Source organism: Lelliottia sp. RD5, assembly GCF_056032945.1.
The window spans coordinates 489,554-506,330 of the sequence record NZ_JBVYHQ010000002.1; the positions used below are offsets into that span (position 1 = coordinate 489,554).

Annotated in this window: 17 protein-coding genes and 3 tRNA genes; 10 read left to right on the forward strand and 10 right to left on the reverse strand. The window is 52.3% G+C overall.

Features of this window, described 5'->3' with window-relative positions; translation table 11 throughout:
• Positions 1 to 25 precede the first annotated feature (25 nt).
• From AC0LWE_RS10065 to AC0LWE_RS10075, 3 genes are all read right to left on the reverse strand, one after another.
• Positions 26 to 102 (reverse strand) — tRNA-Met (locus tag AC0LWE_RS10065).
• Positions 103 to 159: 57 nt separating this feature from the next.
• Positions 160 to 236 (reverse strand) — tRNA-Met (locus tag AC0LWE_RS10070).
• 59 nt (positions 237 to 295) lie between these two features.
• Positions 296 to 372 (reverse strand) — tRNA-Met (locus AC0LWE_RS10075).
• A gap of 208 nt (positions 373 to 580) precedes the next feature.
• Between AC0LWE_RS10075 and mltA the strand changes: the two genes are divergently transcribed.
• Entirely contained in the window at positions 581 to 1,678 is a 1,098-nt protein-coding gene (gene mltA, locus AC0LWE_RS10080; protein WP_131486225.1) for a murein transglycosylase A, read from the forward strand.
• A 95-nt stretch (positions 1,679 to 1,773) separates the two neighbouring features.
• Positions 1,774 to 2,580, forward strand: a complete 807-nt coding sequence (gene tcdA / locus AC0LWE_RS10085; RefSeq protein ID WP_174342979.1) for a tRNA cyclic N6-threonylcarbamoyladenosine(37) synthase TcdA — start codon at positions 1,774 to 1,776, stop codon at positions 2,578 to 2,580.
• Here tcdA and csdE read toward each other — a convergent pair.
• A complete protein-coding gene (gene csdE, locus AC0LWE_RS10090) occupies positions 2,571 to 3,017 on the reverse strand; it encodes a cysteine desulfurase sulfur acceptor subunit CsdE (RefSeq protein ID WP_202665783.1) in 447 nt (148 codons plus the stop codon). The two genes, tcdA and csdE, sit on opposite strands and share 10 nt — an antisense overlap.
• A complete protein-coding gene (gene csdA / locus AC0LWE_RS10095) occupies positions 3,017 to 4,222 on the reverse strand; it encodes a cysteine desulfurase CsdA (protein WP_202667661.1) in 1,206 nt (401 codons plus the stop codon). The genes csdE and csdA overlap by 1 nt, the downstream gene beginning before the upstream one ends.
• A 192-nt stretch (positions 4,223 to 4,414) precedes the next feature.
• Between csdA and AC0LWE_RS10100 the strand changes: the two genes are divergently transcribed.
• The 4 genes from AC0LWE_RS10100 (at position 4,415) to rlmM (ending at position 7,444) form a co-directional block, all read left to right on the forward strand.
• On the forward strand, positions 4,415 to 4,642 hold the full coding sequence (locus AC0LWE_RS10100; protein ID WP_015960248.1) for a YgdI/YgdR family lipoprotein: 228 nt from the start codon (positions 4,415 to 4,417) through the stop codon (positions 4,640 to 4,642).
• 353 nt (positions 4,643 to 4,995) lie between these two features.
• Positions 4,996 to 5,910, forward strand: a complete 915-nt coding sequence (gcvA, locus tag AC0LWE_RS10105; RefSeq protein WP_059177654.1) for a glycine cleavage system transcriptional regulator GcvA — start codon at positions 4,996 to 4,998, stop codon at positions 5,908 to 5,910.
• A gap of 45 nt (positions 5,911 to 5,955) precedes the next feature.
• The gene (locus AC0LWE_RS10110) at positions 5,956 to 6,351 is read left to right on the forward strand and encodes a DUF423 domain-containing protein (RefSeq protein WP_015960246.1); all 396 of its coding nucleotides are present in this window, start codon (positions 5,956 to 5,958) and stop codon (positions 6,349 to 6,351) included.
• Entirely contained in the window at positions 6,344 to 7,444 is a 1,101-nt protein-coding gene (gene rlmM, locus AC0LWE_RS10115; RefSeq protein ID WP_015960245.1) for a 23S rRNA (cytidine(2498)-2'-O)-methyltransferase RlmM, read from the forward strand. The genes AC0LWE_RS10110 and rlmM overlap by 8 nt, the downstream gene beginning before the upstream one ends.
• Positions 7,445 to 7,480: 36 nt before the next feature.
• On the opposite strand, the gene xni is transcribed toward rlmM, so the two are convergent.
• From xni to queF, 5 genes are all read right to left on the reverse strand, one after another.
• Positions 7,481 to 8,236 (reverse strand): flap endonuclease Xni, encoded by a 756-nt coding sequence (gene xni, locus AC0LWE_RS10120; RefSeq protein WP_216981915.1) that lies wholly within the window; start codon positions 8,234 to 8,236, stop codon positions 7,481 to 7,483.
• Positions 8,237 to 8,347: 111 nt separating this feature from the next.
• A complete protein-coding gene (locus AC0LWE_RS10125) occupies positions 8,348 to 9,715 on the reverse strand; it encodes an L-serine ammonia-lyase (RefSeq protein ID WP_131486220.1) in 1,368 nt (455 codons plus the stop codon).
• 61 nt (positions 9,716 to 9,776) lie between these two features.
• A complete protein-coding gene (locus AC0LWE_RS10130; RefSeq protein ID WP_059177657.1) occupies positions 9,777 to 11,066 on the reverse strand; it encodes an HAAAP family serine/threonine permease in 1,290 nt (429 codons plus the stop codon).
• Positions 11,067 to 11,575: 509 nt separating this feature from the next.
• Positions 11,576 to 12,940 carry a nucleotide 5'-monophosphate nucleosidase PpnN gene (gene ppnN, locus AC0LWE_RS10135; protein ID WP_015960241.1) on the reverse strand — a complete coding sequence of 455 codons (1,365 nt, stop codon included), beginning with the start codon at positions 12,938 to 12,940 and terminating at the stop codon, positions 11,576 to 11,578.
• Between the two features lie 111 nt (positions 12,941 to 13,051).
• Positions 13,052 to 13,894 carry an NADPH-dependent 7-cyano-7-deazaguanine reductase QueF gene (queF, locus tag AC0LWE_RS10140; protein WP_219347424.1) on the reverse strand — a complete coding sequence of 281 codons (843 nt, stop codon included), beginning with the start codon at positions 13,892 to 13,894 and terminating at the stop codon, positions 13,052 to 13,054.
• A gap of 69 nt (positions 13,895 to 13,963) precedes the next feature.
• Here queF and syd point away from each other — a divergent pair, with 69 nt between their 5' ends.
• The 4 genes from syd to AC0LWE_RS10160 all read left to right on the forward strand — a co-directional run bounded on the left by syd (position 13,964) and on the right by AC0LWE_RS10160 (position 16,716).
• On the forward strand, positions 13,964 to 14,509 hold the full coding sequence (gene syd / locus AC0LWE_RS10145) for a SecY-interacting protein (protein WP_174342984.1): 546 nt from the start codon (positions 13,964 to 13,966) through the stop codon (positions 14,507 to 14,509).
• Between the two features lie 630 nt (positions 14,510 to 15,139).
• Positions 15,140 to 15,469 (forward strand): YqcC family protein, encoded by a 330-nt coding sequence (locus AC0LWE_RS10150; RefSeq protein ID WP_059178030.1) that lies wholly within the window; start codon positions 15,140 to 15,142, stop codon positions 15,467 to 15,469.
• Positions 15,466 to 16,251: a tRNA pseudouridine(65) synthase TruC gene (gene truC, locus AC0LWE_RS10155; protein ID WP_174342985.1), complete on the forward strand. Its 786-nt coding sequence runs from the start codon at positions 15,466 to 15,468 to the stop codon at positions 16,249 to 16,251. The genes AC0LWE_RS10150 and truC overlap by 4 nt, the downstream gene beginning before the upstream one ends.
• 15 nt (positions 16,252 to 16,266) lie before the next feature.
• Entirely contained in the window at positions 16,267 to 16,716 is a 450-nt protein-coding gene (locus tag AC0LWE_RS10160) for a flavodoxin (RefSeq protein ID WP_219347425.1), read from the forward strand.
• Positions 16,717 to 16,777 lie beyond the last annotated feature (61 nt).

Consider the following 16,777-nt stretch of genomic DNA (forward strand, 5'->3'; position numbering starts at 1 on the left):
AAGGGTGTCAATTGTTTAGAAGAATTGGTTGCGGGGGCCAGATTTGAACTGACGACCTTCGGGTTATGAGCCCGACGAGCTACCAGGCTGCTCCACCCCGCGTCCGTCTTTTACTCTTCCATCGAGTAAATCTTCTTACTACTTATTCTACAGCTTAGTTGGTTGCGGGGGCCAGATTTGAACTGACGACCTTCGGGTTATGAGCCCGACGAGCTACCAGGCTGCTCCACCCCGCGTCCGGTTTTACTCTTCCATCGAGTAAAATAACTAACTGCTTTACTTCTTACGGCTTAATTGGTTGCGGGGGCCAGATTTGAACTGACGACCTTCGGGTTATGAGCCCGACGAGCTACCAGGCTGCTCCACCCCGCGTCCGTGGATGCGCACTATACTCGGATGACTTTTTGATGCAACCCTTTTTCAAAGAAAAAGTTAAATTAGTATGTAATTTGAACGACATCGCGCATTCGGGTTATTTAATGCGCAAAATCGGCCTTAGGGCGTGGTATCGCATTTCCTTCGCTCTGGCGGTTTGTTATCTTCATTAAGAAGATATAGGGCAACTTTAAGACGAGATATAATGAAAGGACGTTGGGCGAAGTATCTGATGACAGGCGCAATGGTAGCGATTCTTGCGGCTTGCTCTTCCAAACCGACCGATCGCGGTCAGCAATATAAAGATGGGAAATTCTCTCAGCCTTTCTCTTTAGTTAACCAGCCAGACGCCGTCGGCGCGCCAATCAATGCCGGTGACTTCGCTGAGCAGGTCAACCAGATCCGCACCGCATCGCCACGTTTATATGGCTCGCAGAATAGCGTCTATAACGCCGTTCAGGACTGGTTACGTGCCGGAGGCGATACGCGCACTATGCGTCAATACGGTATTGACGCCTGGCAGATGGAAGGTGCCGATAACTACGGCAACGTCCAGTTTACCGGTTACTACACGCCGGTCATCCAGGCGCGACACACCCGCCAGGGCGAATTCCAGTATCCTCTTTATCGTATGCCTCCAAAACGTGGGCGTCTGCCATCCCGCGCTGAGATCTATTCTGGTGCGCTGAACGAGACCTATGTGCTGGCCTACAGCAACTCCCTGATGGATAACTTCATTATGGATGTTCAGGGCAGCGGATATATCGATTTTGGTGATGGCTCGCCGCTTAACTTCTTCAGCTACTCCGGTAAAAATGGTCACGCGTATCGCAGCATTGGCAAAGTGCTGATCGACCGTGGTGAAGTAAAGAAAGAAGATATGTCGATGCAGGCGATCCGCGAGTGGGGCGAAAAACACAGCGAAGCCGAAGTGCGTGAGCTGCTGGAGCAGAACCCGTCCTTCGTATTCTTCAAGCCGCAAAACTATGCCCCTGTGAAAGGCGCGAGCGCTGTACCGTTAATTGGCCGCGCGTCGGTGGCCTCGGATCGCTCAATTATTCCAGCAGGAACCACGCTGTTAGCAGAAGTCCCACAGCTGGACAATAACGGCAAGTTCAGCGGTCAGTATGAATTACGCCTGATGGTGGCGCTGGACGTGGGTGGCGCAATTAAAGGCCAGCACTTCGATATTTATCAAGGCGTGGGTCCTGATGCGGGCCATCGCGCGGGTTGGTATAACCACTATGGTCGCGTGTGGGTGTTGAAGCCAGCTCCTGGCGCAGGCAACGTTTTCAGCGGCTGATTGTGGTAATATCGAGCACATAGTTTTCCTCCTTCTCCTTATAGGAGAAGGGCGGGGTGAGGATCAGTCCTCACCCTTTTTACATCTGAGGTCTTATGTCTGTGGTAATCAGCGATGCCTGGCGTCAACGCTTTGGCGGTACTGCACGTTTATACGGTGAAAAAGCTCTGCATCTGTTTGCGCAATCGCACGTCTGCGTCGTGGGCATTGGCGGGGTTGGGTCATGGGCGGCTGAAGCACTGGCGCGCACAGGTATTGGCGCCATCACATTGATTGATATGGATGATGTCTGCGTCACCAATACCAATCGTCAGATCCACGCGCTGCGCGATAACGTTGGGCAGTCTAAATCAGACGTCATGGCCGATCGCATTCGACTCATTAACCCTGAATGTCGTGTGACGGTCATTGATGATTTCGTGACGGCAGAGAATGTCGCGGAATATATGAGCGCAGGTTTTAGCTATGTGATTGATGCTATCGACAGTGTCCGTCCAAAAGCGGCCCTGATTGCTTATTGCCGCCGCTATAAAGTCCCTTTGGTGACAACGGGCGGTGCGGGTGGACAAATTGATCCTACGCAGATCCAGGTCACCGATCTGGCGAAAACCATTCAGGATCCTCTTGCCGCCAAACTGCGTGAGAGGCTGAAGAGCGATTTCAACGTGGTGAAAAACAGTAAAGGAAAACTGGGCGTTGACTGCGTATTCTCGACGGAAGCGCTCGTTTATCCGCAGGCAGATGGCTCCGTTTGCGCGATGAAAAGCACCGCGGAAGGGCCAAAACGAATGGACTGTGCCTCAGGATTTGGCGCAGCCACGATGGTGACTGCGACCTTTGGCTTTGTGGCGGTATCGCATGCGCTCAAGAAAATGATCGCGAAAGCAAATCGTCAGGCCTGAGCCTCACGCGCCGCGTTTTGCACGGCTTCACTCAGCGCGGCAAGTCCCTGACTGCGTGAGGCGCTCAGCTGACTACGCAGCCCCAGCTCATCAAAAAGCGCCAGCGGATCGTTCTTAAGCAGATGATCCGCACTTTTGCCTTCCACTGCCGTTAACAACACGGCCAACAGACCGCGCACGATGCGTCCTTCGCTATCGCCAAAGAAATGCAGTTCATTCCCTGATGCCCTCGCACCCAGCCAGACGCGGTTTTCGCAGCCTGCAATTTCTTTGGCCTGCGCTTTTAGCGCATCGGAAAGCGGCGGAAGCTGCTTGCCCAGCATAATCAGCTGGCGGTATTTATCTTCCCACTGCGTGAGCGGAATGAACGTTTGTCGCAGCGTCTCTTCAGTAATCACGCTACCGAAAGGGTGTCCGGTTAAAGCTGAACCTGTCATTAATCCACCAGAAGTTGAAGGGCGCGATCGACGGCGGCAACGAGGGCTTCGACGTCATTTTGCGTATTATAAGGTGCAAAAGAGGCGCGGAGCGTTCCGGTTACACCTAGCGCAGCGAGAAGCGGCTGGGCGCAGTGCTGTCCGGCGCGTAAAGCGATGCCGTATCCCGCGAGCAGCGTTACCATATCGCTGTGATGTACTCCGGCAAAATCAAACGCCAGCAGGCTGGAATCCTGTACGCGGAAAGAGCGAAAACCGGGACGCTTTTTCAGCTCTTCCTCTGCGAGCGTTGCCAGCCCGCGACTCCAGTTTTCTGCCTGCGCGACGTCGGTTTGCGCCAGCCATTCCAGCGCGGCGCTCAACCCAATCACGCCCGCCACGTTTGGCGTTCCGGCTTCAAGACGATACGGTATTTCCTGTGTTTTAAACCCGTCGAACGTCACCTCGGTGATCATCTTGCCACCGCCCAACCATGGGGTCATTTGCGCCAACAGTTCCGGTTTGCCATACAACGCGCCAATGCCCGTTGGGCCATAAAGTTTGTGAGCGGAGAAGGCGTAGAAGTCGATATCCAGTTTTTGCACGTCGGCCGGAAAATGAACCACGCCCTGTGCACCGTCAACCATTACGACAACGTTGTTTGCATGTGCAATCTCAATCGCGCGGGCGAGATCCGGGCAACCACCCGTGACGTTAGACATCTGCCCCAGCGCCAGAATCCGACTGCGCGAGGTGATGAGCTCAGGCAAGCGCGCGATATCAGGTAAGAAATCGGCCCCCAGCGGGAGCTTCACAACACGCGCGCCGGTTTGTTCTGCCACCATGAGCCACGGCACCAGGTTAGCGTGATGTTCTGCTTCGCTGACAATAATTTCATCGCCAGGCTTAAGGCGCGGGCGGGCGTAGCATTGCGCGACCATATTGATGGCTTCGGTGGTGCCGCGCGTCCAGACGATATTTTTACCGCTTTCGGCGTTTAATAAATTAGCCACCTGATCGCGTGCGGCTTCGTAACGTGCGGTCAATCGCTGGGCTTCAGCAAACTGGCTACGATGGACGTTTCCGGCGCTCAGACGATAAAAATCCTGTGTTGCCTCGATCACGGCCAGCGGCTTTAAGGCCGTGGCGGCACTATCAAGATAAACACCGGCATCGGCCAGCGCGGGAAACTGCGCGCGAAAGTGCGCAGGGCTGAAAGCGTTCATAGAATTCCTCATTTCAATCACGGGATCGTCGCGCAAATTTTGCAAGAGGGCAAGGCAGTTGATCTGTATCGGAATTGTCTGCTTATCCTGGCACTCTCACAGAAGCAGGTTATGCTAAATAGTGTTAGGCGAAAGCATAAGCCTGTTACTCATTAAGATTTTAATAGCATGAATTGCTAAAGGAGATAAATCATGAATAAGACTGCCGCAATCATTTCTGCCTGTGTGATGACCTTTGCCCTGAGCGCATGTTCCGGTAATAACTACGTTATGCACACCAATGATGGCCGCACCATCGTGTCCGATGGCAAACCTAAAACCGATAACGAAACCGGAATGATCTCGTACAAAGATGCGAACGGTAACAAGCAGCAGATCAACCGCTCTGATGTGAAAGAGATGGTAGAGCTGGATAAATAAGGCGCTGAATTTTAGCCAAAAAAAAGCACCGCAAATAGGCGGTGCTACATTAATCACTATGGACAGACAGGGTAAATGTACAGGAAGTGAAAAAAGGGTAGCTTCGCTACCATGATCTGAATAGCAGACCAATTGCAAACACAACAACACAACATCACAACCGCAAGCCAAAAGCCCTTCAGAACACGCATTCCAAAAAAAGCTTTTCGTTCCGGCTCAGGAAGTGCCGCCACTATAGGTATTTGCTGGTAGTTCCTCAACGGACAAATTATAATGGCTCAGATAAAAAAAACTAATAGGTTAAACATTGTTTCCTATCTGTTAAATGCCTTTAACATCTAAGCCTGATAACCATGTCAAAGCGATTACCACCCTTAAATGCATTACGTGTTTTTGATGCCGCAGCGCGCCATCTTAGCTTCACTCGTGCGGCCGATGAGCTTTTTGTGACACAGGCCGCAGTAAGTCACCAAATCAAGTCACTTGAGGACTTTTTGGGGCTTAAACTGTTTCGTCGTCGCAACCGTTCATTGCTTCTGACGGAAGAAGGCCAGAGCTATTTTCAGGATATTAAAGATATTTTTTCCCAGCTAACGGAAGCCACACGTAAACTTCAGGCACGTAGTGCTAAAGGTGCGCTGACGGTCAGTTTATTACCCAGTTTTGCTATTCATTGGCTGGTGCCAAGACTCTCAAGCTTTAACTCAGCTTATCCGGAAATTGATGTCAGAATCCAGGCGGTTGACCGTCAGGAAGATAAACTCGCGGACGATGTTGATGTGGCGATCTTTTATGGTCGCGGCAATTGGCCGGGCTTGCGCGTCGAAAAATTATACGCAGAATATCTGCTGCCGGTCTGTTCACCTCTGCTGCTTACGGGCGACAAAGCGTTGAAAACACCTGATGATTTAGCGCAACATACGCTTTTGCATGATGCTTCTCGCCGCGACTGGCAAACTTATACCCGCCAGTTGGGTCTAAACCATATCAATGTGCAGCATGGCCCCATCTTTAGCCACAGCGCGATGGTGTTACAGGCTGCCATACACGGACAGGGCGTTGCGTTGGCGAACAACGTGATGGCTCAGTCCGAAATTGAGGCAGGCCGCCTGGTCTGCCCATTTAATGATGTTCTGGTCAGCAAGAATGCTTTTTATCTGGTTTGTCATGACAGTCAGGCAGAACTGGGTAAAATAGCCGCCTTCCGGCAGTGGATACTGTTGAAGGCGGCACACGAACAAGAAAAATTCCGCTTTCGGTATGAGTAATCACTTCTTTTGTGTGCCGGGCACGCATAACTTTAGGACAGAGACATGACCAGCCGTTTCATGCTGATTTTTGCCGCAGTCAGTGGCTTTATTTTTGTTGCATTGGGCGCTTTTGGCGCGCATGTATTAAGCAAATCCTTAGGGGTTGTGGAGATGGGCTGGATTCAAACCGGCCTTGAATATCAAGCGTTTCACACGCTGGCCATCTTTGGGCTTGCTGTGGCAATGCAGCGCCGAATCAGCATTTGGTTTTACTGGAGCAGTGTCTTCATGGCGCTCGGAACCGTGCTGTTTAGTGGCAGTTTGTACTGCCTCGCACTTTCGCATTTACGCCTGTGGGCGTTTGTTACACCGGTCGGAGGTTTTAGCTTCCTGGCGGGTTGGGTATTAATGTTTATCGGAGCTATCCGTCTGAAACGCAAGGGCGTTGGTCATGAATAAGGTTGTTTTATATTGTCGCCCGGGGTTTGAGAAAGAGTGCGCCGCGGAAATCACCGATAAAGCGGCGCGCCGTGAGGTGTTCGGCTTTGCACGCGTGAAAGAGAACGCGGGCTATGTGGTCTTCGAGTGCTATCAGCCCGATGACGCCGACAAACTGGTACGTGAGTTACCGTTCAGTTCATTAATTTTTGCCCGTCAGATGTTTGTTGCGGGTGAACTGCTGCGCGATCTACCACCCGAAGATCGTATCTCGCCTATCTCCGGAATGCTGCAAGGCGTTGTAGAGAAAGGCGGCGATTTGCGCGTTGAAGTGGCTGACACCAACGAAAGCAAAGAGCTGATGAAGTTCTGCCGCAAATTAACCGTGCCGCTACGCGCGGCATTGCGCGAAGTGGGCGTACTCACTAACTACGAGACGCCTAAGCGTCCTGTCGTTCATGTGTTCTTTATTGCGCCGGGCTGTTGTTATACGGGTTATTCCTACACGACAAACAATTCACCGTTTTATATGGGTATCCCGCGTCTGAGATTCCCTTCAGATGCGCCGAGTCGTTCCACGCTGAAACTGGAAGAGGCATTCCACGTTTTTATTCCTGCCGACGAGTGGGATGAACGCCTTGCTAACGGGATGCACGCGGTTGATCTGGGTGCTTGTCCTGGCGGCTGGACCTATCAGCTGGTGAAACGCAACATGTGGGTGGCTTCGGTAGATAACGGTCCGATGGCGCAAAGCCTGATGGATACCGGACAGGTCACCTGGCTGCGTGAAGACGGCTTCCGCTATCGTCCGACCCGTAACAACATCACCTGGATGGTGTGCGATATGGTTGAGAAACCCGCAAAAGTGGCTGCATTGATGGCGACCTGGCTGGTTAACGGCTGGTGCCGTGAGACGATTTTTAACCTCAAGTTGCCAATGAAAAAACGCTACGAAGAGGTGTCTCAAAACCTGGCGTACATTCAGGAACAGCTGAATGCCCAGGGGATTAACGCTGAAATTCAGGCGCGCCAGCTCTATCATGACCGCGAAGAAGTGACGGTGCACGTCCGTCGCTGGTGGGCGGCTGTGGGTGGTCGTCGCGACGAGCGATAATACCTGTGCCCTTCATTCTTCACGGATGAAGGGCAATTATTTGACTAACCTTAATTGCTGCAAATTCCCGTCTAGCTGTAAATCGATTTGTAATCTCGCCACATCCCGGCAAATAAACGCCATCTCTTTATGCGCGTCCAGCTTCTTGCGCCACTTCTCGGGCACATCCTCAAGATGAGCGTAAATCCCTTCGAGATCCTGAAAATCAGTCAGCAGCTGTGCGGCACTTTTGGGACCAATACCCGCGACGCCCGGAACTTTTGAACTGCTGATCCCGGCAAGCCCCCAGTAGTCAGGGAGTTGCTGAGGTGACACGCCAAATTCGCTGGCGATAAACGGCGCATCGAGCCAGCGTTTCTGGAAATAATCACGAATGCGGATGGTGGGGGAAAGAAGCTGGCAATAGCCTTTGTCAGTGGAAACAATTGTTGCCTGGTGGCCAGCACCCGCCACTTTTATCGCCAGCGTTGCTGCCAAATCGTCTGCTTCATTACCTTGTGCGCCCCAACAGGGAACGCCGCGTTGTTCGAACGCTGCGCGGAGAGCAGGCATCTCGGCATGCAGGTCATCGGGCATGGGCGCACGACCTGCCTTGTAGTCGGGTAAACGTTGATGGCGCCAGCCAGTGTTACGGGCTTCGTCATCGAAGACGGCAACCACATGGGTCGGCTGACTGTGGCGAATAAGCTGCTCCAGCGCGTTCAGGCAAGTATCCTTGCATGGCGTGCCTTGTACCGCATGAATGCGGCGGATTAGATTTAACGCATCAACAATCAGCAAATGAACGGCCACAGACATTCTCCCTTTTATCCAGTCGAATAAGGGTAACACTGCGAAGAGAAGGAAACTATGAAAGGCGGAGATAACGGGAAGGTGCCTCGCAGAACGAGGCACTTTTTTGACTTAATCGCAGGTCACGATTTTCATCGCCAGACCGCCGCGAGAGGTTTCGCGGTATTTGGCATTCATGTCTTTGCCCGTTTCGTACATTGTTTCGATAACTTTATCGAGACAGACGCGCGGCTCGCTGGTACGGCGAAGCGCCATACGTGCAGCATTGACCGCTTTGACGGAGGCAATCGCATTACGCTCGATGCAAGGCACCTGAACTTGTCCGGCGACCGGATCGCAGGTCAACCCAAGGTTGTGCTCCATGCCGATTTCAGCCGCGATGCAAACCTGCGTAGGGCTGCCGCCTAACAGCTCGGCTAGACCCGCAGCCGCCATGGAGCAGGCAACGCCTACTTCACCCTGACAGCCAACTTCAGCGCCAGAAATGGACGCGTTCATTTTGTAAAGTGAGCCAATGGCGCTGGTCACCAGCATGTAGCGAGCCAGTGAGTTGGCGTTAACTTCACGGATAAACTTATCGTAATAAGCCAGAACCGCAGGAACGATACCGCACGCGCCGTTAGTCGGGGCAGTCACCACGCGACCACCTGCTGCATTTTCTTCATTTACGGCCAGCGCGAACATGTTGATCCAGTCAACAACCGCCATCGGGTCGGTCGTGGTTTTGTCGGTGCTCACCAGCATACGGCGTAACGCGGCAGCACGACGCGGAACGCGCAGTTTGCCCGGTAAAACGCCTTCAGTGGTAATGCCACGTTCAATCCCGCCACGCATCACATCCCAGACGTTATTGAAGTGCTGTTCAAGCTCTTCTTTGCTGTGCAGCGCCAGTTCGTTTTTCATCATCAGGCCGGAGAGCGACAGGCCCGTTTCCTGGCAGTGACGCTGTAAATCCGCCGCATTTTTGTACGGATAAGGCACGGCAACGGATGAATCATTGGACTGACCAAAATGCTCTTCGTCGACGATAAAACCGCCGCCGATAGAATAATAAGTCTGGCTGTAAATCGCCTTTTCGCCTGCCAGCGCGGTAATACGCATACCGTTCTCGTGCAGGGAGAGGTTGTCGGCATGGAAATTCATGCACTTATCAACCGGGAACTCCACCTCGTGGTCACCGTTTGCCAGAAGCAGGCGGCCATGCGTGTTCACGTCCTGGATAAAGCCCGGGATGGCATCAATATCGACACTGTCCGGCAGGTTACCCGCCAGGCCCATAATGATGGCGATGTCGGTGTGGTGGCCTTTACCCGTCAGGGAAAGGGAACCGTAAACATCAACAACCACGCGCGTGACGTCGTGCAGAATGCCGCGTGCAATCAAGTCATCCGTGAATTGTTTACCGGCTTTCATCGGCCCGACAGTGTGAGAGCTGGAAGGACCAATACCGATTTTAAAGATATCGAATACGCTAATCATGATGCGTCCATTGCTATCAGTCAGAGGAAGGGTGCGCCGTCCAAAGACGGCGCGGGAGGTATTAGCTGAACAGCGAGAAGAAGATAGCGGAGATAGCAATCAGACCCATAATCACAACGAATACGTTGCTGACGTGGCCGCTGTACTTACGCATCGCCGGTACTTTCTGAATCGCATACATCGGCATCAGGAACAGAATCATTGCAATGATTGGGCCGCCCAGGGTTTCGATCATGCCGAGAATGCTCGGGTTCATGGTCGCTACCGCCCAGGTGGTCAACAGCATGAACAGTGCAGTGATCTTGTTCAGTTTGTTGATTTCAATGCTTTTGCCTTTACCACGCAGAGATTTAATCACCATACCGTTGAAGCCTTCACGTGCGCCGAGGTAGTGGCCCAGGAAGGATTTGGTGATAGCAATAATCGCGATGATTGGCGCCATCCAGGCAATCAGCGGTGCGTTAAAGTGGTTAGCCAGGTAAGACAGAATAGAAATGTTCTGTGCTTTTGCTGCCGCCAGATCCGCTGGGGACAGGCTCAATACACAGCTGAAGACGAAGAACATAACGGTAATCACCATCATGACGTGAGCGCGTGCCAGGATGCTGGAACATTTCTTCTCTGCGCCCTGACCGTACTCTTCACGTTTTGCAACAGCGAAAGAAGAGATGATCGGGGAGTGGTTGAAGGAGAAGACCATGACCGGGATAGCCAGCCACAGGGTCATCCACAAACCGTTACCGGTAGCAGACGCACTGCTAAAGGAGAGGGTTTCCAGCGCTGCGCTGTTCCACTGTGGGATCAGGTAGCACGCCAGCACCATCAGGGCAACCACGAACGGGAATACCAGAACGCTCATCGCTTTCACGATCATCTGCTCGCCGAAACGAACGATAGTCATCATGCCCAGAATCAGAATCAGAGACAGAATGGCACGCGGTGGTGGCGTCATGTGCAGCTGGTGCGTCATGAAGCTTTCCACGGTGTTAGTGATCGCCACGCTGTAAACCAGCAGAATTGGGTAGATAGCGAAGAAGTAAAGCAGGGTAATCAGTTTACCAGCGCCAATACCAAAGTGTTCTTCAACAACTTCAGTGATGTCTTCGCCTGGGTTTTTGCCGGAAAGAACAAAACGGGTCAGGCCGCGGTGTGCAAAGTAAGTCATCGGGAAGGCAATAATTGCCATGATGATCAGCGGAATCAGACCGCCAACGCCTGCGTTAATTGGCAGGAAAAGAACGCCAGCACCGATTGCTGTACCGTACAGGCCCAGCATCCACATGGTGTCCGTTTTGCGCCATCCACTTCTGGATTCTGTTGAAGCAATGGTGCTGGTTTGAGTGGTTTCCATCTATTTCTCCTGGAGGAAGCAATTTGTCAGGTTTCTGGTCAAATCCATTAAAAAAACGCCTGACGGTAATATGAAATTCGTTTAGTGACGGTTTTTTTATAATTTTTCCCCGTAACTATTTGCGGGCGGAAAGATACATTTAAGTAATGAATGTATCAGTGATCCTGATCCCAAATGCAATAATCCACTTATGATGTGGGCATTATTAGACCAAAAAACTGTAATTAAAACGTCAAAGGGGATTTATGGGCGCGAAGGCTATCATTAACGACATATGGCAGGATAGCTTGTTGCTGCATATACGCGTGATTGGCTGTAAACATTGGCTTTTTTAGTGTTATCTGGTGGGTAATTTAGATTAAGGATGATAATTGACGGTTTGAAAATACAGGTAATCGTTTGCGTACAAGTCGAAAATGTAAATCAGATAAATAATACCTATGATTAATCAGGTGAAATTAAAAAGCCGGGTGAAAACCCGGCTTGAAAGAGTGCAGTGGATTATGCGGCTATGCGCAAATTTCGTAGCAGGGGATATAGGCAGAGCCGGGGAGCTTCATGCGATGCTGCGCGACAAAGCCTTGTAGCAGATCGTCCATACGGCGCATCATCTCGCTATCGCCGTGGATTTTGTACGGCCCAAACTCTTCAATGGCACGAATGCCCACCTCTTTGACGTTGCCGGCCACGATGCCGGAGAACGCACGACGCAGGTCCGCTGCCAACACCTCCACCGGCTGATCCGGATACAGTTTGAGGTTTGCCATATTTTCATGGGATGGCTCGAACGGCATTTGCAGATCCGGTGGAATACGAATCGACCAGTTAAAGCTGTAGGCATCGCCCGTGTCGCGGCGGTTTTCTTTCACTAACGGCATCGCTTTTTTCATCTGACGCGCCACTTCTGCCGCATCGTCAACAATAATGCGGTAATGGCTTCGCGCCGCTTCGCCGAGGGTATGGACAATAAATTCATCCAGAACGCGGAAATAGTCCGCGCTCTCTTTAGGACCGGTCAGGATCAGCGGAAGCACCTGGTTTTTGTTGGCCGGATTCATCAGGATACCCAGCAGGTAAAGCAGTTCTTCTGCGGTACCCACGCCACCCGGGAAAATAATTATCCCGTGCGCGATACGCACGAACGCCTCAAGACGTTTTTCGATATCCGGCATGATAATCAGTTCATTAACCAGCGGATTCGGTGGTTCAGCGGCAATAATAGACGGCTCGGTCATACCAATGAATCGGCCTTCTTTATAACGCTGCTGCGCGTGACCTACCGCCGCGCCTTTCATTGGCGCTTCCATCGCGCCTGGACCGCAGCCAGTACAAATATTCAGTTCGCGCAGCCCCAGCTGTGTGCCAACCCGGCGGGCATACAGATATTCCGTTTCATTAATGGAGTGGCCGCCCCAGCAGACGACCATATTCGGCGCTTCGCCCACGTGCAGTGCGCGGGCGTTACGCAGAATAGAGAACACCAGGTTCGTCATGTGGACCGAGCTTTCCAGATTCAGATGCTGGAAGCGGCCGGCGTTGTGAATTTGTCCGTTAACAAACAGGATGTCGCGCAGGACGGCGAACAGGTTGGCCTGTAATGAGCGAATAATTCGCCCGTCGACGAAGGCATCTTCCGGTGGGTTAATCACTTCAAGCTTTACGCCACGTTCGCGGCGTAACACGTTGATATCAAAACTTTCAAAACGAGACAGCAGCTCTTTGCTGTTATCTGTCAGACTTCCGGAGTTCAGGACGGCAAGTGAACAGTTGCGAAACAGTTGATAGAGGTCACTGCTGGCCGTGCGTTTAAGCATGTCCACTTCCAGTTGCGACAACATATCCATTGAGCCAAGCGGGCTAATATGTGTAATCAAGTGAGCTCCTTATGGGACGAAGATCGTCTTTCCCTGTTGATTACAATAGCCCTGGCTTATGACGTTTCACAACCTTAAGCGCGGAATGAACCGCGCAAATCGTGAAAAAAATTACTGACGGACCAGACGCCCAATCGCGGGAGCAAAATCGGTATTGGTGCGCCACGGGTTAATATCCAGGCCACCACGACGGGTGTAGCGTGCATAGACGCTCAGTTTCTCCGGCTGGCAGAAGCGCTGAATATCATTAAAGATGCGCTCGACGCACTGCTCGTGGAATTCGTTGTGATGTCGGAACGACACCAGATAGCGCAGCAGTTTTTCCCGGTCAATTTTCGGGCCACGATACTGAATTTGTACCGAGCCCCAGTCTGGCTGATGAGTGATCAGACAGTTTGATTTCAGTAAATGGCTGACCAGCGTCTCTTCCACCACGTTGCCGCCGGTGGCGTTTTCGAGATAGTCGGTGCTGAATTCGTAGTTGTCGATCTCAATATCCTGATCGTCAATGCACGCACCATGGAAATGGGCGATGGGCTGTCCTTCCAGCTCGTTCAGCCGATACAACGCCACCGTCACGTTGCCCTGCGCACAGGCGCTGAGATCTCGCTCCAGCGTACGTTGCACGTCATCCCAGGAATCAAACCGTGTCTGATTAAAGCTGTTCAGGTAAAGCTTGAAGCTTTTGGATTCCACCAGATTCACGCTGGCGTAATCCAGCTCAACGTGTCCAACGGCCACCTGCGGTAAACCGCGCGCATTCAGCCAGGAGAGTTCATAAAGCGTCCAGATATCGCCGCCGACAAAAGGCAGCGCGTCGGCGCTCAACCCGAGCGGATCGCGATTAAGACTGCGCGGAACGCCTTGCAGCAGGCTCGCGTCATAGGTGTCGCGGTAATCGGTCGTTTTGCCCAGCGTTAAACCCGTTAACGCCTGATGATTTTCGTAAGACATGTTTCATTACCACTTTGCAGGTACACTATAACCCCAAGTTTATCCTGTCTGACGTGAAGAGAGAAATCGGTGGATATTGAGACTGCAAATGCCCTGACGGCATTCACTGCACGCTATTGCGATGCATGGCATGAAATCAATGGCACGTGGCCGCAAAGTGAAGAGCTGTACGGAGTGCCGTCGCCATGCATTATCACCACGATGGACGATAAAATTCTCTGGCAGCCCCAGCCGTTCTCATGTGAGCAGAATGTAAATGCAGTTGAGCGTGCAATGGACATCGTGGTACAACCCGCGGTTCATGCGTTTTACACCACACAGTTTGCCGGGGATATGCGGGCTCGTTTCGCCAATGAAACGCTGACGCTGCTCCAGACCTGGAGCGAAAATGATTTCCAGCGGGTTCAGGAGAATCTAATTGGGCATCTGGTGACGCAAAAACGCCTGAAGCTTGCCCCGACGCTCTTTATTGCCACGCTGGACAGCGAACTGGACGTGATCGCTGTCTGTAATCTGAATGGCGAAGTCATTAAAGAGACGCTCGGCACCCGCAAACGCGACGTTCTCGCGCCCTCACTTGCGGATTTTCTCAATCAGCTTGAGCCTGTTTTGTAATCCAACGCCCTACCGCTTTTGTGAGAGATCTCTTACACGGGTTGTGAGAGATCGCCGCTAAACTCCGCTTTGACTTCATCATTTTCCTTATTAAATTTCTTTATTTTCAATGAATTGAACTGCTATTTAAGCGTTTTTACTGTTAGCCACTTTGCTGTGAGGCCCTGTGGATGGGTTGTAAGACGCAGCGGAATGGGTGATCCTATACAGGTCGACAGGATGCCGACACGAGAAACGAACATCAGGATGATGGCGTTTTTCACCGAGGATACGTCAGGATGGCGCTGCAGGAAGGCTTCAGGATGAAGCAAAAAGGATCACGCAGGACGCGTAAGGGACACCTCCAGGAAGGAGAACGAGAACCGGTCAGGATGCCCGGTGGGTCAGGAAGATCAGGACGTTTCGGGAAGAAACATTCACATCAGGATGATGTGAGCAGGATGCGCGGTTTACGGACGACCAGGCCCTCGGGCGACAGGAAAAGTTGTCACGGACGAGCAGGGAGCACAAATTGTAGCTGGAATGCTGCGAAACGAACCGGGAGCACTGTTTATACAGTGCTCCCTTTTTTTGTTTCTGCGTCACGCAATGCTATGCTGCGCGCCGTTCAGTTTTTCAGTTGAGGTATTTATGACGCATCACGACAGCGTTCGTGCTCAGTTGCACGCTATTGAATCCCTGTTGCGCCACCACCAGCTGTGGCAAGAAATAGCGCCGCAGGCCGAGGCTTTCGAAAGCACGCAGCCATTTTGCCTGGATACGCTTGAGCCTTTCGAGTGGCTACAATGGGTACTGATTCCCCGCTTGCATGCCTTGCTGGACGGCGGTCATCCCCTTCCGCATGATTTTGCCGTTAGCCCCTATTATGAAATGGCGCTCGATACGTCCCACCCGCAACGGGAAGGGGTATTGATTGAGCTGCAGCGTCTGGACAAACTCTTTGCCGGAAATAACGTATGACCATTGAGATCCTGTATCAGGATGAATGGATCGTTGCCGTTAACAAACCGTCAGGCTGGCTGGTTCACCGCAGCTGGCTGGATCGCGATGAAAAAGTCGTGGTGATGCAAACCGTGCGCGACCAGATTGGTCAGCACGTTTTTACCGTGCATCGCCTCGACAGACCCACCTCCGGGGTTTTGCTGATGGGACTTTCCAGCGAAGCCGGACGTTTGTTGTCCCAGCAGTTTGAACAGCATCAAATTCAAAAGCGCTACCATGCCATCGTGCGCGGCTGGCTGATGGATGAAGCCACGCTTGATTATCCGCTGGTTGAAGAGCTGGATAAAATCGCTGACAAATTTGCCCGCGAAAACAAAGATCCGCAGCCAGCCGTGACGGATTACCGTGGTCTTGCCACCGTAGAAATGCCCGTGGCGACAGGGAAATTCCCGACGACACGCTACGGACTTGTTGAGCTTGAACCCAAAACTGGACGTAAGCACCAGCTTCGTCGCCATCTTTCCCACCTGCGTCATCCGATTATTGGTGACAGCAAGCACGGTGATTTGCGCCAGAATCGCAGTGCGGCGGAGCACTTTGGTTGTGACCGGTTGATGCTGCACGCGAGCCAGCTTAGCCTGACGCACCCTTTTACCGGCGAACCGCTGGTGATTCGTGCGGGTCTGGACGATGTGTGGATGCAGGCGCTGTCACAGTTTGGCTGGACGGGACAACTCCCCGAAAATGAAAGGGTTGAGTTTGTTGCCAGCAACGTTCAGGATGAACAGCACGAGCAATAATTGAGGGCGTTAAGCATGGCTGAAGTCGGAATTTTTGTCGGCACGATGTACGGCAACTCGCTACTGGTGGCCGAAGAAGCCGAAGCGATCCTGGCCGGGATGGGCCATAAAGCGACGGTTTATGAAGATCCCGATCTGGCCGACTGGGAAAAGTATAAAAACCAGTATGTGCTGGTGGTGACCTCAACAACTGGGCAGGGCGATCTGCCGGACAGCATCGTTCCGCTCTTCCAGGACATCAAACTTAAGCTGGGTTACCAGCCTAACGTTCGCTACGGCATCATCGCTCTGGGTGACAGCAGTTACAGTCATTTCTGCGGCGGCGGTAAGCAGTTTGATGCACTACTGCAGGAGCAAAGCGCTCAGCGCGTCGGCGATATGCTAATGATTGATGCGAGCGAGCATCCTGAGCCTGAAAGTGAATCAAACCCCTGGGTCGAAAACTGGGGCACGTTACTCAAATAATGGCTCGCCCTCCCGTCTGCGGAGGGCGTTATCCCCGCGTCAAGCGACCTGATTCACACTC

What these genes read in the sequence shown, in the direction of transcription:
- rlmM (WP_015960245.1), top strand. Translation starts at nt 6,344, where the DNA reads ATGAATAAGGTTGTTTTATATTGTCGCCCGGGGTTTGAGAAAGAGTGC.
- tcdA (WP_174342979.1), top strand. Translation starts at nt 1,774, where the DNA reads ATGTCTGTGGTAATCAGCGATGCCTGGCGTCAACGCTTTGGCGGTACT.
- AC0LWE_RS10150 (WP_059178030.1), top strand. Translation starts at nt 15,140, where the DNA reads ATGACGCATCACGACAGCGTTCGTGCTCAGTTGCACGCTATTGAATCC.
- truC (WP_174342985.1), top strand. Translation starts at nt 15,466, where the DNA reads ATGACCATTGAGATCCTGTATCAGGATGAATGGATCGTTGCCGTTAAC.
- mltA (WP_131486225.1), top strand. Translation starts at nt 581, where the DNA reads ATGAAAGGACGTTGGGCGAAGTATCTGATGACAGGCGCAATGGTAGCG.
- queF (WP_219347424.1), bottom strand. Translation starts at nt 13,894, where the DNA reads ATGTCTTACGAAAATCATCAGGCGTTAACGGGTTTAACGCTGGGCAAA.
- AC0LWE_RS10160 (WP_219347425.1), top strand. Translation starts at nt 16,267, where the DNA reads ATGGCTGAAGTCGGAATTTTTGTCGGCACGATGTACGGCAACTCGCTA.
- AC0LWE_RS10110 (WP_015960246.1), top strand. Translation starts at nt 5,956, where the DNA reads ATGACCAGCCGTTTCATGCTGATTTTTGCCGCAGTCAGTGGCTTTATT.
- gcvA (WP_059177654.1), top strand. Translation starts at nt 4,996, where the DNA reads ATGTCAAAGCGATTACCACCCTTAAATGCATTACGTGTTTTTGATGCC.
- AC0LWE_RS10125 (WP_131486220.1), bottom strand. Translation starts at nt 9,715, where the DNA reads ATGATTAGCGTATTCGATATCTTTAAAATCGGTATTGGTCCTTCCAGC.
- AC0LWE_RS10130 (WP_059177657.1), bottom strand. Translation starts at nt 11,066, where the DNA reads ATGGAAACCACTCAAACCAGCACCATTGCTTCAACAGAATCCAGAAGT.
- csdA (WP_202667661.1), bottom strand. Translation starts at nt 4,222, where the DNA reads ATGAACGCTTTCAGCCCTGCGCACTTTCGCGCGCAGTTTCCCGCGCTG.
- AC0LWE_RS10100 (WP_015960248.1), top strand. Translation starts at nt 4,415, where the DNA reads ATGAATAAGACTGCCGCAATCATTTCTGCCTGTGTGATGACCTTTGCC.
- csdE (WP_202665783.1), bottom strand. Translation starts at nt 3,017, where the DNA reads ATGACAGGTTCAGCTTTAACCGGACACCCTTTCGGTAGCGTGATTACT.